This window comes from Anabaena sp. FACHB-83 (assembly GCF_014697485.1).
Classification (GTDB): Bacteria; Cyanobacteriota; Cyanobacteriia; order Cyanobacteriales; family Nostocaceae; genus Nostoc_B.
The window spans coordinates 129454-149857 of record NZ_JACJRY010000011.1; the positions used below are offsets into that span (position 1 = coordinate 129454).

Below are 20404 nucleotides of genomic sequence, written 5' to 3' on the forward strand. Positions count from 1 at the left end.
CTGCGTTACGCTGTCGCTACAAGCTCAGGCGATCGCACTAATTTTCTGGTGGAAACTTTCATTGGTCGTTTGTTCTTGATTCTTTGCAAATACAAATGACCAATGACAAATTCCGTATTAGTCGCCGTTAACAGCATTACCATTTTGAGAATTAGCTGATTCTGGTTTTTGGTACTTCCCTGGATACTTATGTTGGAAATATGCTTCCAACACTTGTAAAACCATTGGGCCGCAAACTGTACCACCGTGATCCCCAGAATTTTCGCCAAAGGCGACAACGGTAATTTCTGGGCGATCGCTTGGGGCATAAGCACCAAACCATGTATGATTAGGCCGACCAACACCAGCCTCGGCTGTACCACTCTTACCAGAAGCGGGAGCGATCGTTGGCAGATTTAAGCGTTTCCCTGTACCTTCAGTAATTACCTTCCGCAGTCCATCGCGGAGAACATTAATAGTTGACGGCTTCATATTTAAAGACTCGCGCCAGCTTTTCGCTTCTTCGTTATCTTTCAATAAATGGGGTTTGACACGATATCCCCCATTAGCAGGGACAGAAAACATAATTGCTGATTGCAGTGGTGTTACTTGCAAAGCACCTTGACCAATGGACATATTAATTGTGTCGCCCACAGTCCAAGGTATCTTCCAAGCTTTTTGTTTCCAATTTTCATCGGGAACCAAACCCCTAGTTTCTTCGCTGGGGAACTCAATGCCAGTTTTTTGACCGAAACCATACTTCTGCGCCCATGCAATTAAAGTCGGGCCACCAACACCTTTACCAATTTGATAAAAGAATGTATCACTACTCATAGCCATTGCCCTGGGAAATCCCAAAGGCCCAAATCCTGCATGATTCCATTCACCAAAAGTTACACCACCAACAGTTAAGGAACCATAGGTTTGCAGCACTGTTCCAGGGGAGAATTTACCCGATTCTAACCCCGCCGTTGTGGTGACAATTTTAAAAGTACTCGCAGGCGGAAAAGCACTTAAAGCTCGATTAACTAAAGGATGGTCTTTTCCTTGCACACTTTCCCAATCTTTCTCGGAGAGTTTTTGCTTAGAGAAAATATTCGGGTCGAAATCAGGATGAGACACCATCGCTAAAACTGCACCATTTCGGGGATCAAGGGCGACAATTGCACCTTGATACTTACCTAAAGCTTTGTCGGCGGCTTTTTGCAGTTCCCAATCTATAGTTAAATGTAAATCTTTGCCAGCTTTCGCTTGTTTTTCCCCTAAAATGCGGATTGGGCGACCTGCACCATCCACTTCCACTTGCTGACCGCCCCATTCGCCGCGTAAGGTCGTTTCATAAGCTTTTTCTATGCCCATTTGACCAATCACATCACCCAGACGGTAGCCTTCTTTTTGCTTATCTTTTAATTGTTCGGGGGTGAGTTCTCGTGTATAACCCAGTACATGGGCTAATTCTTGACCATGTGGATAGTAGCGTACTGCATCTGTGTTAATTTCCACATCTTTCAGTTCGCTTTCATACTCTTTTAACGCCGTAATTTGGGCTTCGCTGACATCACGCGCAATCCGAATCAGTGAAGCTGAGTTAGCGCCAGCAGCATCCAGTTTCTTTTCCATTTCTTCTTGGGAAATACCCAGAATTTTGGATAACCGTGGCGCAACCACTGACCAAGATGGTTTAGTGTGTGCTAGAGGCCACAAATATACAGAATGGGGATATCTGGTGGTGGCTAACAACTTCCCATTCCGGTCAAAAATATTACCTCGTTCTGGTTGCTTAAGAATTGTCCGAACGCGGTTAGATTCGGCACGTTTTCGCAGTTGAGATCCTTCAACGATTTGTAAATATGCTAATCGTGCTTCAATTCCAACCAGCGTCAATAAAGTGAACCCAATTAAAAATATTGATTGAATACCACGTCCAACAGTCCGTGTATCTTTTTTGCTGTTCGATAAGGGTGATGGAAATAACGCCATAAGACAAATATTTTAGATTTTAGATTTGAGGGTGAATAATCTTCCCACGCCCAACACTTGCTATAGAATGCCCAAAATCCAATCTTGCTATTAAGCTTGTAACAATCACCAAAGTATATTCCCGATCTGGGGTTTTTGGCGGATACAATAAACCAAAGTGTTTTTTAAGTCTGCTTAATAGGCTACATTCACGGAAACAATCAGGTTAAATCACAGCATTCTACTGAGGATTATGGCTCAATCTGTTGTGCAGAATCAGAGGGGTATTACGTCGTTTCAGCCTTTGGATGTGGAACTGCGTAACGTGTTTAAGTTCTTCAAGCAAGAACCAGCCGTACATGGAATCGATTTGGATGTCCGCCAAGGGGAGTTTTTTAGTATTTTAGGCCCCTCTGGTTGTGGCAAGACAACAACATTACGTTTAATTGCGGGATTTGAAACTGCGGATGCGGGTAAGGTGTTGATTCAAGGTCAACCGATGACGAATGTTCCGCCTTATCGCCGTCCAGTCAATACTGTATTTCAAAGTTACGCGCTGTTCAATCACTTGAATGTTTGGGATAACATCGCCTTTGGACTGCAATTAAAAAAACTCCGCAAATCAGAAATTGAAAGTCGAGTGACAGAAGCTTTAAAACTCGTCAAAATGGAAAGTTTGCGATCGCGCTTTCCCAATCAACTTTCTGGTGGTCAACAGCAAAGGGTAGCATTAGCTAGGGCGTTAGTAAATCAACCGGCTGTGGTGCTGTTAGATGAACCTTTAGCCGCGTTGGATTTAAAGCTGCGGAAGGAGATGCAGGTGGAGTTGTCTAACTTACATCAAAAGTTAGGCTTAACCTTTATTTTAGTGACTCACGACCAAGAAGAAGCTTTGTCTTTGAGCGATCGCATTGCGGTGATGAATCAAGGCAAAATTGAGCAAATTGGGACACCCAGCGAAATTTACGAACATCCCCAAACCGCTTTTGTGGCTGATTTTATTGGTGATACTAATTTATTTAGTGGGGAAATTGCTGCTGTCGAAGCTGAATGTATCCAAGTTGTCACCAAAACGGGTTTAAAAATTATCGTCACCCGCTATGAAGATACACCCATCGAATTATCTCAATCTGTAGTGGTGAGTGTGCGTCCCGAAAAAATTCAACTATCAATCTATCCACCCAATTTACCAACTAACTGCTTTGAAGGCAGACTAGTTAATGTTATGTATTTAGGAACCCATGTTACTTATGTTGTTGAATTAACCAATGGCATAAATATCAATGTTCTCCAACCTAATACCTTTGGTAATTTGCCAGACAGAGATACACCAATTTATGTTTTATGGGCTGAAAGTGATTGTTTGGCTATTAGTCAATAGTTATTTATTGGTCATTTGTCATTGGTTATTTGTTGAATGACAATTTAGTAAATATAATTGAAAACTCTCTGGCATATCTAAATATAGAGTTGAGCTAAAGTCAACCATAGCTATTCTCACAGGGGTGAAGTACAGTAATATAAATTTAACCGCAGATTGAAGAGGATGGACGCAGATGTAGACGCGATAGCGGCTTCCCGTTCGCCGTCAGGCGTTCCCGAAGGGTAGGGTACGCAGATAAATAATTATTATTAATGAACTAGCGCCAAAGTTAAACTCATACTTAAAATCAATAGGCAATACTTCCAACCCAAATGACCAATGACAAATAACAAATGACAAATAGAAGAAAATTCTTACAAAAATTAGCAGCACTTTCCAGCTTATCTTTAACTGGTTGTGGTTGGAGATTAGCTAATGTGCGGGCGGCAACACAATCGAGTAAAAGTGATAAATTGTACCTTTATACTTGGACACAATATGCTGATAAAAAGTTAATCCAAACTTTTAGCACTCAAACTGGGTTACAAGTACTTGTAGATACTTATGATTCTAATGAAGTGATGTTAGCTAAAGTCTTAGCCGGAGGTGGTGGTGCTTACAGTGTGATTTATCCATCTGACTATATGGTACAGAAGATGGTCGAGAAAAATTTGTTAATCGAATTAAATCACTCTCGCCTCAATGGTTTAGAGAATTTCTTTCCCCAATTTAAAAACCCTAGCTACGACCCCAATAACCGCTACAGTTTACCATTTAACTGGGGAACGACGGGTTTAATTTATAATTCTGAAGTTTTGCCAAAAGCCCCAGCCGACTGGGAATATCTTTGGCAAAATCAAGAGACACTCAATAAGCGAATGACCTTACTCAATGATGTGCGTGAGGTAATGGGTGCAGTATTACGAATGTTGGGTTATTCTTATAACTCAAAAGAGGAGGAAGAACTACAACAAGCATATAACAAATTAAAGCAATTAAAACCAGCGATCGCTGCTTTCGATACAGATGCTTGGCAAAATCAAATGCTGGCGGGAGATTTAGTCTTAGCAATGTGTTATTCAGCCGATGCAATTCGCGTCATTCAAGAAAACCCTAAATTTAAATATGTTATTCCGCGCAGTGGTTCTTCTTTATGGACTGATACAATTGTCGTGCCGAAAAGCTCCCCTAATACTGATGGAGCTTATGCTTGGATTAACTTTATTTTACAACCAGAAGTTGCAGCCAGTGTTAGCCAACATTTAAATATTGCTACACCGAATAGTGCAGGGTTTGAACAATTACCCCAAAAAATCAAAACTAATAAAAATTTATTCCCCGAAACCGCCATTTTAGAAAAGTGCGAACGGATTACTCCTCTGGGAGATTTTGAGGAAGTTTATGAGCGTTTCTGGACGCAATTAACTAGTGCCTAAATAGGAAGATTATTTAATCCAAAATGGTATCAGCTTGTGTTTATCAAAAATTCTCCGCAAATCAATGAATCAGGCGATATTATCGACTTGAAAAAACTACATCGCCCTACATTTAACTTTTTACAACCGTTAATCTTACTAGCTCCGGCAGCTATTTGGTTATTATTATTACTAGTACTGCCAGCAATCATCATTTTTCAACTCAGTTTAGTTCCCAATATTCGCCCAGGAGATTTAGTCAATCCTAGCGGATTAGATAATTATCTGCGGATATTTGACCCGTTGTATGTGCAAGTTATTTTGCGATCGCTGTGGTTAGCATTAGGCACAACTATAATTTGTTTAATCTGCGGCTTTCCTGTGGCTTATTGGATAGCACAAATCGCCCCAAAACAATGGCGAAATTTACTATTATTAGCTTTTATCTTACCTTTGTGGACTTCTTCTTTACTGCGTTCTTATGCTTGGATTACAATTTTGCGTCCCACTGGTTTATTTAATAGTATTTTGAGTAATTTAGGTTTACCAACTTTAGAATTACTTAACCGCCCTCCGGCTGTATTTATCGGTATGAGTTACAGCTTGTTACCTTATATGGTGTTAATTTTATATGCTTCTTTAGAAAAATTAGACAAGCGTTTACTAGAAGCTGCTGCTGATTTAGGTGCGAACCCAACACAGACTTTTTGGAAAGTCACAGTACCGCAAGTTTCCCCAGGAATTACGGCTGGTTCAATTTTAGTTTTTATTACCGGATTAGGAGATTTTGTTGATCCTGAACTCTTGGGTGGTGCTTCCAGTATGACTGCGGCGCGGCTAGTTTATAATCAGTTCCTTGGTGTAACCCAAAATTGGGGTTTTGGTTCAGCATTGAGTATGGCATTAATTTTAGCAGTGAGTGTAGCGATCGCCTTTCTGATTAAATATGGTGAACCAACGCCCAGCCGCTAAACTAAATTTAGAGTCATCAACATAAATTTACAGAGCTATGAATATTGCTTCAACTCAAGCTCTCACCTTAGCAGAATTTCTCAAGCTACCAGAAACTAAGCCCAGCTTAGAATACATTAATGGCGAAATCATACCAAAATCAATGCCAAAAGGGAGACATAGCCGTTTACAAGGTAAATTATGCGGTGCAGTAAATGACATTAGTGAACAGCAAAAAATTGCTTACGCATTTCCTGAATTACGGTGTAGCTTTGGCGATCGCTCAATCGTACCAGATGTGGCAGTATTTATATGGAGCAGAATACCGTTAACCGTTGATGGCGAAGTTCCAGATAACTTTGAACTAGCGCCCGACTGGACAATTGAGATTTTATCCCCAGAACAAAAACCAAACCAAGTAATTGGTAATATTCTGTATTGTTTAAAGTTTGGTAGTCGTTTGGGGTGGTTCATCGACCCCGATGATTTAAGTATTTTAGTATTTTTACCAGAACAGCAACCAGAGTTATTTCAGGGAGATGATATTTTGCCCATGTTACCTGAAATTGAGTTGGTACTAACTGTTAATCAAGTTTTTAGTTGGTTAAAAATGGGCAATTAGATTTTACAGGGAACAGTGCAGGGGTTGGCGGAGGATTTACACAGTTAACTCCATAACTAAATTATTCGTTCCACTTTTTTGTTGAATTAAAGATGAAATAGTAGATAAAAATTCCTGCTCTAGATAAGGCTTAGTTAGGTAAGCTCTTGCGCCTAGTTCTTTTGCCAGTTGACGATGTTTATCTGCACTGCGAGAAGATAAAATAACTACAGGAATTTTAGCAATGTTGGGAATTTGCTGCACGTTAGTTAATAACTCAAATCCATTCATTCGCGGCATTTCTAAATCAGAAATAATCACTTGAATATCGGGATACTTTTGTAACTGTTCGAGAGCTTCTACACCATTTTGGGCTTGAATCACTTGATAGCCATCTCTTTGCAAAGTTAATGAAAGAGTTTGGCGCAAACTAATAGCATCATCGACAATCAACACTACCTTGGGTGCAGAAAAATTAGCTTCTAGCTGCGGCGATAATGGTTTGGCTGGAATCGAGATAGATAAATCTTCGCTTGTTGCTACAGCAGATTCATTAGCAGGAATTATCGGGAGGGGTATAAGTTCTGGTGTTACTTGTATATGAGTAGAGTCTAATAAAAGAGCGCCATCAATCACTAAAATGAGATTACCATTGGCAGAAGTACTACAACCATAAACGTATTTTGGTGGTGCGATCGCATTTCCTAATGGTCTAATTACTAATTCTTGTTCGCCAATTATTTGGTCAACTTCTAAAGCAAAAATACCTTGATGACACTTGAGAATTAATATAGGATTATTCATCAATTTTGTTTCAAGAGTCGTTGCTAGATTATTGAGGCTATTACTCTTAGCGACAGAGCAAGTATAAGACATTAGCTCTGACAGTTCATGTAACCCAATTAAAGTTTCATCCTGCTCGGTATGCCAATATAAAACTTTTTTCCCTTCAAATTCCTTAATTTGTTGCGGAGTCGGAATGATAATTTTTTCCACGCTGTCTAACAATAGCGCATAAATTACGCCTCCCGCTTGCACCAGCATCAATTTATCAGTAGTCATAGAAAAAGGTATTTTGAGTGTGAATTTTGTCCCTTTTTGGGGTAAAGTTTGCACCGCAATTGAACCATGAAGAGCTTCGATTTGAGAACGTACAATATCCAAACCGATACCACGTCCTGAAATATTACTGACTTCTGCTGCTGTCGATAATCCCGGTGCAAACATCAAATCTAATAACTCTGATTCATTGTTACCAGAAATATCTAGTTTCATCTCGATGGCTTTTTGATGAATTTTTGTTAGATTCAGCCCTTCTCCATCATCTTGAACTTCAATAATCGTTTGGCTACTTTGATGATATGCCCGAATTGTAATTAAACCTTGTTCTGGTTTACCACGTTCTTGACGTATTTGTGGAGATTCAATGCCGTGATCAAAAGCATTACGTACTAAATGTAATAGTGGATCATACAATTTTTCCGCGATCGCTTTATCTACTAGTACATCTGTGCCTATCAGTTGCAACTCGACATTTTTCTGATAAATACTGCCTAATTTTTTCACCATTGGGGGGAAACGATGCAAAATATCACCCAAAGGTAACATTCTTGCTTCTACCAAGTTATCAATAATCGTGAAAACTAAATTTTGTTTTTTCTCAGTTGCTTGCGTTGCTTGTTTAATAGTTAAATCTAGCGATTCTGTAGTTTCTTGTAATTGCAGAGTTTCTTCGATGGCTGCGTGGAGTGCTAAATTAAATTCTGTGTATACATCCATTTCCAGCGAGTCAAATTTCACTGCGGCAAAATTCTGCGATAACTGAGGTGTAACAGTAGGTAAATTTAGTGGTATATCTCTTAACTGGTGTAAGATGATTTGATGTCTATTAATCTGCTCTAATAACTTATCAATCAATTCTTGAATCTGTTCATCATAAAGATGGCGTTTCTTGTGATAAATTAGCAGTTCTCCAGCTAAATAATTAAGGTTCCTCAATTTTTCAACATCAACACGGACAAATTTCTGACTTTTGACAACTTGTGAGTTTTTATCTTCTAACTGCTCACGAATATTACTCACTACTTCGGTAATAGCATCTACACTGGCTGACTCTGGAACCGCATCATCTAGAATTACGGCTGGCTCATTTGCAGTTTCTTCTCCCCAAATTGATTCTAAGAGATACTCAGTCTCAGCCTCTAAAGAGTTTACTGTTTCATTCGCAACTGCAATATTTTGGAACGGGAGATGCTCTAACCAGTTTTTTTCTTGACTGTTTACAGGAGGATAATTTTTATATTCTTTAGCTAATGTGATAATTTGTTTTTGTAAGTATCGAGTTAATAAAACATAATCATCACCTTTATCATTACCATACTCAAACTGAGCAATTGCCAGCAGCACAATTAAAATCATGCCATGCCGATACAGGCAAAGACTATAACTATCTTCTGAGTTCTGCACGAAAGCTAAAAATTCTTTTAACCAAGTTTCAATATAATTTATTTGCGGCTCTATATCTAATTTAGGAATTAATAGGGATAAATTTAATTCGGCTGGCGGGATTTGTTGCTGCTGCTCAAACCAACTCAAAATACACTGCACTAACTTGAGGTAAAACTTAGCCGTTGTTGGCTGAATTTGTTCATGTTTATAATTGCCTGATGTTGTTAAAAATTGGTAAAATTCTGCCGCAGCTTGTTGTAAATTTTCAGTCGTTGAATTATCTGGAAATCCTGGAGATAACTGTTCTGGCTCGATGACTGGTGTCAGGTTTTGCCAAGCTGGAGAAAGCAGATTAGTGCAAGTGCGATCTCCTGCGAATACTGCTGTTTGAATTGTTTGTAAATCGTGTCGCATCAGTTCAGCAATTTCCATCACTTGCGAAGGATATGCTTGCAGCGCCGCCATAATTTTTTGGGCGAGTTCTTCTAATCCCAGTAAATCTAAAGATTCAGCCAAGCCCAGAAATATTTCGGCTTGAGAGTTGACAAAATCTCTAAATTCCGCTTCTTCTGGAGGATGATTAATAGTTTCAGTAATATTTTCAATACGTTGTTGAACTCCAACTTCAAAGATTGACTTGACAACATCAAAACCTAATTCTTGTGAAGTAGGAAGATAATTATCTGTGCCGAAATCATCGCCAAGTCTTACTTGTAATTGGGCAAAAATATTAGTGGCTCGTTCAATCACTTCTTGCACATTAGCCGCACTGCTGGTTAATGTTGTAGTTAAAGCAAGGCGCAAACATTCATAAGCTTTCAGTAAAAGTGTATGTAAATCATTATCAATAACTATATCTGGATTATATAAAGCTTTAAATACATCTTCTAGAGAATGGGCAATAGTTTGAATCGCCTCTAGTCCCACAGTCGCCGCACCACCCTTGAGGGTATGAGTAGCCCGCATTAAAGCATGAACTTTATTTTTTCGCTTATCTTCTTCTTCCGTTAAACTTAAAAGTTCTTGTTCAATTGTTTGTAATAACTCTGGTGCTTCTGCTAGGAAATAAACATAACCTTGTTCACGAATCTCAGCATCTGTAATCATAATATGGGAATCCGGTTTTATTTTTGAATCTAGTTGTGTAGGCAGGGAGTAGTGAATGGGGAGTGGGGAGTAGGAAAGAATCCTGATATGAGTGTACTGATTTTCTTCATAAGTCAAATATGAGTCTTGTAGAGAAATTGGGAGTTGGGGCAGGTTGGGTGAATGAATCTGTGGTTAGACAAAATTCTTCATCAACCCGCCCTTAAATGCTTTGGGGAGTTAAAAAATTGTCTTTCTCCCTACTCCCTATGACCTTTATTTTGCAGAGAACGAATGAGTGCGCGAAGCAATTTACCTACAGATTCACATTGTTTTAGAATCGGAGTAACTGTTTGTGAATTTGTTAGCCCGACTTTATCTCTGGCTGATAGTAAAAGGTGAGTTTCAAGTTCTTTCAAAGAACCTTGTGCAGTACGGAGAAAGTGAATATATTCAGTACGATATTCACGTCCATATCCCTCTGCAATATTAGCCGGAATTGATGCGGAGGAGCGACGAATCTGTGAAATCATTCCATAGATTTCCTCTTTTGGCAATCCTTTTGTGAATTCATAACAAGCTTCAGCTAAATTCATACCCTCTTGCCAAACTTTTAAATCTTGATAAGAACGAATTTCACCACTTGCCATATCATTTCCCCTACTCACCACTCCCCACTCACCACTCCCCTTCAATTAGTTAACTTTGAACTGACTAGCAGTGGTTAATAGTTCTTGTGCCATTCCCAGTAAATCTTGGAAAATAGCCGCAATTTCTTGAGACTCGGCAAAGGTTTTGTTAGCGATTTCTGCAACATCTTGCATTGAATTAGTCACAGTGTCAGATTGACCCATTTGAGTTTGAGTAGCGGCGGTAATTTGTTGAATTAATTGACTAATTTCAGCAGTGGCTAAAACAATTGCATTTAAGTTTTGCCGGGTTTCACTGACTAAATTTGTACCTTCAACAACCTGCTGAATACCTGTTTCCATTGCGACTGCAACTTCGCCAGTTTCGGCTTGAATTTCTTGTACTAATTTTTCAATTTCAATTGTGGCTGCTGCTGATTGACGAGATAACGAACGCACTTCATCAGCTACAACTGCGAAGCCTTTACCATACTCACCGGCGCGTGTTGCTTCAATGGCGGCATTCAGCGCGAGAACGTTGGTTTGAGTGGCAAAATTACTAATCAAATTGACTACTTTCGAGATTTTTTGCGAAGACTCGCTGAGGCGTTTAATTTTCTTACTAGTTTGGGCAACGGTTTCTCGAATGCCTTCAATGGCTTTGACAGTCAAGTTCATGGCAATATCGCCAGACTCTACTGTTTGGTTAGCTTTTTGGACTGCTACTTGCACTAATTCGGCATTAGCCACCACAGCTTGGGTAGAGTCTAGCATTTGTTGAATATCACCCAAAGCCGAGGCAATATCTTCTGACTGTTGTTGGGCTAAATTATTCAGTCCCGCCAGGGAAGCGTTACTAGTAGCTGAAGTCTGTGCTACTTGCTGGGCTGCGGCTTGTACTTGGATGACGATTTGTCGTAATGCTTGCAGAGTGTTATTGTAAGCATCGGCGATGGTGCCGAGTTCGTCTTCTGTGATGGGGGCGCGGACTGTTAAATCACCATTTAAAGCCGGACGCAGCGCCATCAAAAGTTGAATGGAACGTTGTTGGAGTAATTCTTTGGCGGCTTTTTCCCTGGCGGCGGCTTCTGCTAGTTGTGCTGACTGTGCTTGTAGTTGTTGCACAGATTCAGTTTGTTGCAGTGCTAATCCTAATTGATCACCAATTCTGGCTAACAAGCTAACTTGCGATTCTTCCCAATTACGGGTGCTGGAATTTTGATAAGCTGCCAACAAACCCCACAGTTTTTCTCCAAAAAATATCGGCACAATTACATAAGCCTTGGCTTCAAATTGCTCTAAAATTTCAATGTGACAAGGGGAATGTCCGACTTGATAAATGTCATGAACAGCAAAGCTTTCGCCTTTGGCATATCTGCCGCCTTGGGTTTCTTGGAGGTGGGTATCTTCCCAAACAGTTTTGATATCTATGCCGACAAGTTTGACCCAATTATGACCAACTGACTCAGCAATAAACTCACCACTCCAATCAGGAGAGAAGCGATACACAGCCATGCGATCGCATCGTAATAATTGCCGGACTTCTTGAGTCGTAACTTTGAAGATTTCATCTAAATCTACACATTGTCTAATGCGGTTTACTATCTTAGTAAAGGCTTTTTCTTGTTCTGCAATCTGAGTTAATTTTTCTGATTTAACTCGCACTTCTTCGAGATAGTCTATTTGCGATTTTGCAATAGTAAATTGCAAGGCTATCTGATTTAAGAAGTTAACTTCCCAAGGTTGCCATTCCCGACTGCTAGAGTTTTGGTAAGCTGCTAATAAACCCCATAATTGTTCCCCAAAAAAGATAGGAACAATAATATAAGCTTTGGCTTCAAATTGTTCTAAAATTTCAATGTGGCAAGGAGCTAACCCAATTTTGTAAATATCATTAACTACAAAATGTTCTCCTCTAGCATATCGTCCGCCTTGAGTTTCTTGCAGATAAGTATCATCCAAGACGGTTTTGATATTTGGCCCTACCAATTTTACCCAATTGCTACCGACTGATTCAGCAATAAACTCACCACCCCAGTCAGGACTAAACTGATAAACAGCCACGCGATCGCATTTTAAGGAAAGTCGTACTTCTTGGGTAGTTGTTCTAAAAACACTTTCCACATCTGGAGACTGGCGGATGCGGTTGACGATTTTAGTTAAGATTTTTTCTTGTTCTGCAATCTGCACTAATTGTTGAGATTGCACTTGCATTTGTGCGAGATACTCGGCATGGGCAATGGCTACACCAAACTGTAAACCAATTTGTTCTAAAAAGCTGACTTCCCACTCGTGCCAATCACGAATGCCAGAATTTTGATAAGCTGCTAACAAACCCCACAATTTTTCCCCAGCAAATACAGGGACAATCACATAAGCTTGGACTTCAAATTGCTCTAAAATTTCAATATGGCACTGAAAATGACCTGCTTTATAAATGTCATTCACAACAAAGCTTTCATGATGGCGGTAACGTCCACCTTGGGTTTCTTGTAGATGGGTATCTTCCCAAACTGTATTAATACCTGGGCCGACAAGTTTCACCCAACCATGACCAACTGATTCAGCGACAAATTCACCACTCCAATTATCATAGAACTGATACACAGCAACGCGATCGCAACGTAACAATTGTCTGATTTCTTGAGTTGTTGCTTGAAAAATCTTGTCAATATCAGAGACTCGAATAATCTTCTCAATTACCTTGGCGACAGATTTTTTCGCTTGGGTTCGTAGTTCTAATTCTCTTTGAAATTCAAAACTCTGGAATTTATAAGCTAATTCTGTTGTCACTTGCGACAGGAACATAATTTCTGTTTCTTGCCATTGTCTAGCATTGGTGCAAGTATTAACTGCTAGTAATCCCCAGACTTTACCATCTACTAAAATAGGTAAACTTAAACTCGCTTTAATTTGAAATTTTTCCAGTAATTGTTTTTGATAAGGTGTAGATGATTGAATTTGCTCGACATCTTCAATTACTACAGGTTCTAAATAATCTTGATTGTTATACAAACCAAATAACATCCCTGGTAGGCTTTCACCTAATGTTGGTGTCCAACCGAGGGTTCTAGATTCAGCCAAAACAGTACCAGAATCTATAGATGTAAATTGATAAATTAAGGCGCGATCGCAATTAATTTTTTCTCTAACTTGAGCAGCACTAAGTTTTAGTAATGTATCTATATCTTTAGCTTGACGCATCACATTACTGATAGCTTGTAATTGCTGTCGCCAAAGTTTAAACTCTTGAGAAATTTGATAATTATTGGCAGTCAGATTATTAACAGCTTGATTTTCCCTTACTTCAACTTCAGGGATAACTTCTTCATTATCTTTACTATTGTGATACGCAATTGTCATTTCCAAATACCTCGTTTTGATAATTAAATGATCAGTAAATTTCAAATTTGACTAGCAAAGCAACGAATAGTAAAAGATTGAGTTTAATGCTGGCTCATCCACATAGGAGATTTAATAATTGCGGCTGCATCGAGGTTAAATACCATTTCTTCAAGGGTATTGATAAAGTAACCTTGGATAAAAGCTGAAACTTTAGGAGACAAAAAATCAGCCGCAGGCAACTTCATTTGTTCAGTATCTAACCACTCAATATCCATCAGATTTTTGACTAAAAATCCTAGATTTTTGCCATCAATTTCTAAAATAACTGCCATCATTTTAGAGAGAAAATTCACTCCTTGTAAAAGTGATGGATAACCTAGCATCTCCTCTAAATCAACTAGCCAAAGCATTTCACCCCGCCAGTTATATATACCTAAAACACAACTAGGCATTTGAGGAACACCACATATATCTGCCAAAGATACTTGTAAAACTTCGGTAATGTGTTGCAATGATATGACTGCTTTATCGTTACTACCCAGGGTAAATCCTAAAAATTTTTGCTGGTTTTCCAATGTCAACTCATCCTTAAACAAGTTATTTTTTGAACTATTAATCTATTAGTTGGTTGTATTATCTAATAGATTAAATGACACATTTAAGCAATTTTATTGTAGGACTTGCTTCAGTGTTTTTACCAATTCTTCTTTATCAATTGGCTTGGATAAATAAGCTTCTGCGCCTAACATATTGCCCCACATTTTATCCACATCACTATTTTTCGTGGAACAAAAAACCACAGGTATTTTACTAGTTGCCGGATTCGCTTTTAGTTCTCGACAAATTTCAAATCCGCTTTTACCTGGCAAAATTACATCTAGAAAAATCACATCTGGTGTCTTGCCATCTATCTTGACTTGAGCTTCTTCACTACTTTTGGCACTAATTACGGAATAGCCAGCCTGTTGTAAGTAACGGCTGAGTATTTCCATATCTGTCAAACCATCTTCAACAATTAACGCAGTATTCATAAAAGTTTCCTACTCAATTAACTTACAAATAGAGACAAAAAATCTCAATACTCATCTATAGATGAATACGAGCTTTTAATCGAAACATAATTCAGGAGTTAGGAGCCAGAATTTCTTTTGAATTCTGTACTACTAGTTAATAAATAAACGTTTTAAAAACTCACCAAATCTACTACAGCTCTAAATCTCTAAGACCCTTCAGCAATCTCAGGGCATCGCTCCTGAATTCTGACTTCTGAATTCTGCTTCAATGATTTAATTTTGGTTGATTATTTTTGTAAATGTTAGAGAAAAAACACTTACATTTCTAATTTTGCTGCAAAAATCTGGAAGAAAAATGTTAAGGTTTGTCAAATTACAGAAAAATTGTCATAGCTAAACGCACTAGAATAATCTGGATAAATATCTTGATGAATATCCAGTTTAACTAGTTATTAGCAAGTTTAAGCAGAGTCAGTATCTAGGCTTGATTACTAATGTCCCAAAGACACTTCTAAGTTAGAGTTACTCTGTGATTTAGGCGGTGTTACGCTTGCTGGTTTCTGAACTTGCAAATATTTGCGAATTACACTCATAACTTTATCCGCAGCGACAGGTTTAGTCAGAAAATCTGTAGAGCCAACAACTTTAGCACGGACTCGATCTAATAAACCATCATTGCCCGTTAAGATGATCACGGGTGTATTAGCAAAAGCAGATACACGTCGCAACTGAGTACAAATTTCGTAACCACTAGCGACTGGCATAATTAAATCTAAAAAAATCAAATCTGGTTTATGTTGAATTAAAGTCGGTAGTGCTTGGATTGGGTCTTGAATTTTAATGAATCTAAACCCATTTGCAGTCACAATATCCTCTAAAATCTTACATACTTGGGGACTATCATCGACACAGGCAACCAATGGCATCTGAGAGTTTTTTGGTTGCAAAGCAATAGAGTTATTTTCACCTTCCGTAGCTAACAAAGGTAAGTCTGGTACTTCGATTAATTCAACAATGCCTTTGAGAATATAGGGAAGTAATGAACGAGTTATAGGTAAAACATTCTGCTTCATTTTTGCAGCTAAATCTCGTAGCGTCTGTTTACCATTCATCAAAGTGACAAAGTTATTGTAAACAGATGGACTTACCTGTTGTTGGAGTTGTTCTGGTCTCCGCAGAATTGGTGCTAAATCAGGCGAAAAGTTTGCTAAACCAGCTTCTGACCAACTTTTCCAAGAGTCTTGCATCTGTTTGACAGATAAATCTGCACTCGTGAAACTCATTGGTGTTTCTAAAATGGTATCCTGGGTGCGATCGCAACTGAAAGCCTCAAAATCTGTATGCTGGGCCAAGTCGAATAACAACTCAGTAATTGTACTTTCGACAATTGCTTGAATTTGTTCTCTGTGAATTTTTTGCCTTTTGTACAAAATTTCTAACAGGCGATAATCCCAGTAATAAACGGCAAAATCTTGTTGGCGAAACTGAATTTTCTCCACATCAATTTGCGGACAATATTGTGCCATGTATCTGCGCCAACGCCGAAACGGATGAGTACCACCTGCGGCCCAAACTATCCGACCTAGCCGATAATAAAAAGACCAGTGGTGTCCTTTAGCACTTTTGATGTTTAGCTGACCGTTGTATTGTAGCTGAGTGCAAGTTCTAAATTCATGAATGATGTTATTTGATACCATTAGTTCCGGGGGGGTCATACCTGTTTCTTATAATGCAAAAGTCAGCTTGTCCAAATCCACATTAGCCATATAGTTCTAGTTCTTGGCAAAAATGTAGAAGCTGGCGAAATAAATTTTGCAACCTTCTGAATATTGATACATAGCCTTCCCTAAGCAACATTGAACAGAGTCAGAAAATAGCAATAGAAAATTTTGTATTAGATAGATTTGCTACTAATACAAACTTTTCTTTATTTGTGAGCCAACTAAACTCATTTTTTATTTATAAAGTGGAATGGCTATATTTCAACGCTAAAATCTCATTAACATTATCTTAAGCAACTTTAATGTCAGAAATAACCGTGGAAATCCTGATTTTAAAACTATATAATTCTTTTAAAGATTTTCGAGATAATATTTTTATTTGTTAAGTATTACAAAGATATGTGTGTTATTTTTCTTAAAATACTTGTTGACTAGTAAATATTTATGTTTACAAACAAGCTATAAAAGAAATATATGGATTTTATACTGTTAGTGCTATCAACAGAACGCTTGATTGGATAAGTTGGCGAAAATTTAGTAGAAAAAACTGTCTCTTCTATCTACTGTAGCTACTAACGTTCCACAGAAAGAGACAGTTGAAATTTAGCCCCAATAATCACTTAATCTTGAAATACCATGATATTACCAGAGTAACAGGCGACCCAAACTTCTCTAGTTTGTGGGTCATAGGTAATACCAATTGGGTTAGCACCAACATTTACTTTTTGTATGACTTTTAGATCATTCGTCCGAATTTTACTAACTGTATTGTCACTATAGTTAACAACATAAAGTCTTTGCCCATCCTCTGATAAAACCATGCTACGTGGTGCGTTACCTGTAGAGATTTTCTTGATTAACTTTCCTTGTGGTAATTGAATTTTGGCTATTTTTCCTTCTCCATTCAAAGAAGCATAGAGATATTTACCAGTGGGATCTATATTTAAATGTCGTGGTGCATTACCAATATTTTTTAGCCATTTGACTGAAAAGTTATTGAGGTCAACTTTCGCAATGTCATAAGAACCCATAACAGCAACATAAGCTTGATTTGTCGCTGAATCAATTGCTATACCACGAGGATAAGGGCCAAGGGGAATTCTTTTAATTTCCTTATTTTTGACAGTATCGACAACACTTAAATCCCAAGAACACCAGTTACTAACTAGTACTAAACCTTCATTATTAGCTGTCGCTACAAATTTTGGTACTGAACCAACTTGAACAACATGATCAATTTCTAAAGAATCAGTGTTAATCCGATATAAAAAACTCTTGTCTGTTTTCTGCTCAGGACTACATTTATCACTACCTGGATTGTTAAATCCAGGGCCATACATTTGGTAGTTAGAAATCCAGGCGTACCTACCATCTTGGGAAAAACTAGCTTCAACAGGTGCGCCGCGATAATTACCTTTGAATTTGGAGTAACCAAATTTTGATAAATCAACTTTGTCGGGAATCACCTTAACTAATTTATGCTCACGGTTGTAAACAGTGATTGTGTGGTTGTACATCATGTTTTGAGCAAAAAATAACCCATTGCCAGAATGTACGACAGATTTTGGCGAAATCTTCCCAGCAATCGTTTTTTTGAGCGTCATTTTCTGAGAATGACTGGATGAATTTTTTTGAATATTATCTTGAGTTGCTAATTGTTCAGGTTGAGCAAAATCATATTCTGACACAGCAGCCGCTAATACTTTTTCGTTGTTTGGTTGTTCTTGTTGTGGCGGCTGATTGATGGGTTGAGTGGGTTCGGTGGCAAATTTTATGGAGTTAGTTTTTGGTGCGGTTGGAGTTTTTTCTTGAATGGGAGTTTTGAGTTCTTTTGATTTGTCTGGAACTACAGAGTTTTGGCGTGCAGGTGATTTAATAGATTGTGATTTCAGGGCTGCTAATGTTTTTGGCCCAACAATTCCATCAGCAATCAGTCCATTTTCTGTTTGAAATTTCAGGACAGCAGTTTCTGTGGCTGCATCAAAAGAGCCGGTAATTGATTGTTTGAGATACCCAGATGCTTGCAGTTGTTGTTGAATAGATTTTACATCTGCATTAATATCACCTCTGCGTAACATAGAAATTTTAGGCGTGTTAGTCTGCAACTTTGGCGAATTGATTACAGCAGGTTTGGTAGGCTGGGGCGGTGTAGTGGTTTTGATATTTGCACCAGATTCTAATACTGTTAATGTCCGATGATCAACAATTCCATTACTCACAAGTCCATGTGCTTTCTGAAATTGCATAACAGCAGTTTCTGTCGCCGCGTTAAAATCTCCCGTGATTGGTTGGTCAAAATATCCTGCTGCTTGTAGTTTCCTCTGAATTGCCATCACTTCATAACTCAGATCACCTCTTTGTAAACTTACCTGAGAGCTTACTTGAGAATTGGGGGGTGATGATTTTTTTTGAGTAGTTTTAGTAACCGCAGGTTTTGGTTTAACAACTGCTGGAGTAGCTATTCCCAAATCAGCTTCGAGTACAGCTAATGTCTGAGAACCAACAACTCCATCAGCTTTTAATCCATGAGCTTTTTGAAATTTGATAACAGCAGTTTCGGTTACAGGGCCAAAATATCCAGTTACAGCTTGTTTAAAATATCCCGCCGCTTGCAGTTTTTGTTGTAGTGATGCTACTTGTGAATTTTTTTCGCCTTTTTTTAATGCTTGCGCTGGGTTACTCCAACCCAAAGAACTCAGCCCGAAAGCACAAGAGAGAAACAGCATGAACGCTCCCCGCTTTTCTGGTACCCAGTCGAGTTCCGGATAACATAAGTCAGAACCAGCCAGATTTGCCGATTCTGAATTTATAGAGTTTTCGTAGCTTTCAGCTAAATGCAGATAAGCAAGTGTATCCATAGTTAGAGAATACCCAAGATTAAGTCAAATTTAAGACATTTTGTCGCTAGAGTAAATTGATCCACTTTTGAGATGTTTAGAGACTATTGAAATTTACTTACAATCAAGTATCATATAACACTTTTAATAACTCCGCTAATTCCAACTTATGCAAGATGTAAGTTTGAGTGGTGGCTGTTTGTGTATGTTGACCTCAAGACTGCTAAACTCTGGGTGATACGATTTGGGATTGGAGATGGTGTAATAGTTTCTTGGTAAGCTTGTCAGCTATCCATACTATCGCCATCGCTGTTCCAATGGGTGTGATGAAGAGCAGACCCATGAGGTTACTAAAAACTTAACACTTTATACTGAGAAACGCTATAAAAAGTGACTATCAATTTTTACACTGCTATAGCGATTGTTAGTGAAAAGGTTTAATTTCGTTTAAAAGGAATTAAATATGTTCAAAATTATATTTGCTGTGATGATTATAAGTTTGACGCAGTAAGCCGGTTAATTATTTTTACATTTGCTTGGTTGAAAATAGGCTACGCTTTAATACGCTGTGGTTTTATATGGTCAGAGAGCGATCGCACTCACACTAAGTCATATATTTTACTAACAACCTCTAACGATATATGCTGCAAAATTTGGCGCTTCGTAACTCTTTAGGTATTAGTCTGGGTGCAATAGCTGGCGCACTTTCACGTTATTATCTCGGTTTGTGGTTCACTCAGCTTTTTGGACAAGTATTTCCTTACAGCACACTGATCATTAATGTCAGTGGCTGTTTTGTGATGGGTTTGTTTACGATGTTGGTATTGGGGAGATTAATTGTAATTAGTCCTGAAATTCGACTAGTAGTCACCACTGGTTTTTTAGGAGCTTATACCACTTTTTCTACTTATGAATTAGATGTAGTCAAGTTAATAGAAAAACAGAGTTTAGAAATGAGTTTAATTTACTGGCTAATTAGTCCTGTGTTATCACTGCTGGGTATTTTATTAGGAAATAAAATAGCTGAAGCTATCCAGGGTACAAAAGAAGCATAGCT

At 38.4% G+C, this 20404-nt stretch carries 14 protein-coding genes; 5 read left to right on the top strand and 9 right to left on the bottom strand.

The genetic code is table 11. The features are described from left to right. Window positions 1–5 precede the first annotated feature (5 nt). Both H6G79_RS15530 and mrdA read right to left on the bottom strand, forming a co-directional pair. Window positions 6–143, bottom strand: a complete 138-nt coding sequence (locus tag H6G79_RS15530) for a hypothetical protein (RefSeq protein ID WP_191049362.1) — start codon at window positions 141–143, stop codon at window positions 6–8. Beyond that, on the bottom strand, window positions 118–1959 hold the full coding sequence (gene mrdA / locus H6G79_RS15535) for a penicillin-binding protein 2 (RefSeq protein WP_190592495.1): 1842 nt from the start codon (window positions 1957–1959) through the stop codon (window positions 118–120). The genes H6G79_RS15530 and mrdA overlap by 26 nt, the downstream gene beginning before the upstream one ends. Before the next feature lie 232 nt (window positions 1960–2191). On the opposite strand from mrdA, the gene H6G79_RS15540 reads away from it, so the two are divergent. The 4 genes from H6G79_RS15540 to H6G79_RS15555 all read left to right on the top strand — a co-directional run bounded on the left by H6G79_RS15540 (window position 2192) and on the right by H6G79_RS15555 (window position 6289). Beyond that, window positions 2192–3319 carry an ABC transporter ATP-binding protein gene (locus H6G79_RS15540; protein WP_190592494.1) on the top strand — a complete coding sequence of 376 codons (1128 nt, stop codon included), beginning with the start codon at window positions 2192–2194 and terminating at the stop codon, window positions 3317–3319. 335 nt (window positions 3320–3654) lie between these two features. After that, window positions 3655–4737: a spermidine/putrescine ABC transporter substrate-binding protein gene (locus H6G79_RS15545; RefSeq protein ID WP_190592493.1), complete on the top strand. Its 1083-nt coding sequence runs from the start codon at window positions 3655–3657 to the stop codon at window positions 4735–4737. A 60-nt stretch (window positions 4738–4797) separates the two neighbouring features. Next, window positions 4798–5688 carry an ABC transporter permease gene (locus tag H6G79_RS15550; RefSeq protein ID WP_396019804.1) on the top strand — a complete coding sequence of 297 codons (891 nt, stop codon included), beginning with the start codon at window positions 4798–4800 and terminating at the stop codon, window positions 5686–5688. A 37-nt stretch (window positions 5689–5725) separates the two neighbouring features. Continuing rightward, a complete protein-coding gene (locus tag H6G79_RS15555; RefSeq protein ID WP_190592492.1) occupies window positions 5726–6289 on the top strand; it encodes a Uma2 family endonuclease in 564 nt (187 codons plus the stop codon). Between the two features lie 36 nt (window positions 6290–6325). Here the strand turns inward: H6G79_RS15555 and H6G79_RS15560 are convergent, their stop codons facing one another. The 7 genes from H6G79_RS15560 to H6G79_RS15590 all read right to left on the bottom strand — a co-directional run bounded on the left by H6G79_RS15560 (window position 6326) and on the right by H6G79_RS15590 (window position 19368). Then, complete coding sequence (locus tag H6G79_RS15560) at window positions 6326–9823, bottom strand: hybrid sensor histidine kinase/response regulator (RefSeq protein WP_190592491.1); 3498 nt, start codon at window positions 9821–9823, stop codon at window positions 6326–6328. A 239-nt stretch (window positions 9824–10062) separates the two neighbouring features. After that, entirely contained in the window at window positions 10063–10452 is a 390-nt protein-coding gene (locus tag H6G79_RS15565; protein ID WP_190592490.1) for a four helix bundle protein, read from the bottom strand. A 45-nt stretch (window positions 10453–10497) separates the two neighbouring features. Continuing rightward, a complete protein-coding gene (locus tag H6G79_RS15570) occupies window positions 10498–13794 on the bottom strand; it encodes a GAF domain-containing protein (protein ID WP_190592489.1) in 3297 nt (1098 codons plus the stop codon). Between the two features lie 83 nt (window positions 13795–13877). Further along, window positions 13878–14351 (bottom strand): chemotaxis protein CheW, encoded by a 474-nt coding sequence (locus H6G79_RS15575; RefSeq protein WP_190592488.1) that lies wholly within the window; start codon window positions 14349–14351, stop codon window positions 13878–13880. A gap of 93 nt (window positions 14352–14444) precedes the next feature. Further along, the gene (locus H6G79_RS15580) at window positions 14445–14807 is read right to left on the bottom strand and encodes a response regulator transcription factor (RefSeq protein WP_190592487.1); all 363 of its coding nucleotides are present in this window, start codon (window positions 14805–14807) and stop codon (window positions 14445–14447) included. A gap of 473 nt (window positions 14808–15280) precedes the next feature. Next, the gene (locus tag H6G79_RS15585) at window positions 15281–16486 is read right to left on the bottom strand and encodes a response regulator (RefSeq protein WP_396019802.1); all 1206 of its coding nucleotides are present in this window, start codon (window positions 16484–16486) and stop codon (window positions 15281–15283) included. Between the two features lie 644 nt (window positions 16487–17130). Continuing rightward, window positions 17131–19368, bottom strand: coding sequence for a peptidoglycan-binding protein (locus H6G79_RS15590; RefSeq protein WP_190592485.1), 2238 nt, complete (start codon window positions 19366–19368; stop codon window positions 17131–17133). A 620-nt stretch (window positions 19369–19988) separates the two neighbouring features. Between H6G79_RS15590 and crcB the strand changes: the two genes are divergently transcribed. Beyond that, window positions 19989–20402: a fluoride efflux transporter CrcB gene (gene crcB / locus H6G79_RS15595; protein WP_190592484.1), complete on the top strand. Its 414-nt coding sequence runs from the start codon at window positions 19989–19991 to the stop codon at window positions 20400–20402. Window positions 20403–20404 lie beyond the last annotated feature (2 nt).

What these genes read in the sequence shown, in the direction of transcription:
- H6G79_RS15570 (WP_190592489.1), bottom strand. Translation starts at nt 13,794, where the DNA reads ATGACAATTGCGTATCACAATAGTAAAGATAATGAAGAAGTTATCCCT.
- H6G79_RS15585 (WP_396019802.1), bottom strand. Translation starts at nt 16,486, where the DNA reads ATGGTATCAAATAACATCATTCATGAATTTAGAACTTGCACTCAGCTA.
- H6G79_RS15540 (WP_190592494.1), top strand. Translation starts at nt 2,192, where the DNA reads ATGGCTCAATCTGTTGTGCAGAATCAGAGGGGTATTACGTCGTTTCAG.
- H6G79_RS15555 (WP_190592492.1), top strand. Translation starts at nt 5,726, where the DNA reads ATGAATATTGCTTCAACTCAAGCTCTCACCTTAGCAGAATTTCTCAAG.
- H6G79_RS15530 (WP_191049362.1), bottom strand. Translation starts at nt 143, where the DNA reads ATGGTAATGCTGTTAACGGCGACTAATACGGAATTTGTCATTGGTCAT.
- mrdA (WP_190592495.1), bottom strand. Translation starts at nt 1,959, where the DNA reads ATGGCGTTATTTCCATCACCCTTATCGAACAGCAAAAAAGATACACGG.
- H6G79_RS15580 (WP_190592487.1), bottom strand. Translation starts at nt 14,807, where the DNA reads ATGAATACTGCGTTAATTGTTGAAGATGGTTTGACAGATATGGAAATA.
- H6G79_RS15560 (WP_190592491.1), bottom strand. Translation starts at nt 9,823, where the DNA reads ATGATTACAGATGCTGAGATTCGTGAACAAGGTTATGTTTATTTCCTA.
- H6G79_RS15590 (WP_190592485.1), bottom strand. Translation starts at nt 19,368, where the DNA reads ATGGATACACTTGCTTATCTGCATTTAGCTGAAAGCTACGAAAACTCT.
- H6G79_RS15545 (WP_190592493.1), top strand. Translation starts at nt 3,655, where the DNA reads ATGACAAATAGAAGAAAATTCTTACAAAAATTAGCAGCACTTTCCAGC.
- H6G79_RS15565 (WP_190592490.1), bottom strand. Translation starts at nt 10,452, where the DNA reads ATGGCAAGTGGTGAAATTCGTTCTTATCAAGATTTAAAAGTTTGGCAA.
- crcB (WP_190592484.1), top strand. Translation starts at nt 19,989, where the DNA reads ATGCTGCAAAATTTGGCGCTTCGTAACTCTTTAGGTATTAGTCTGGGT.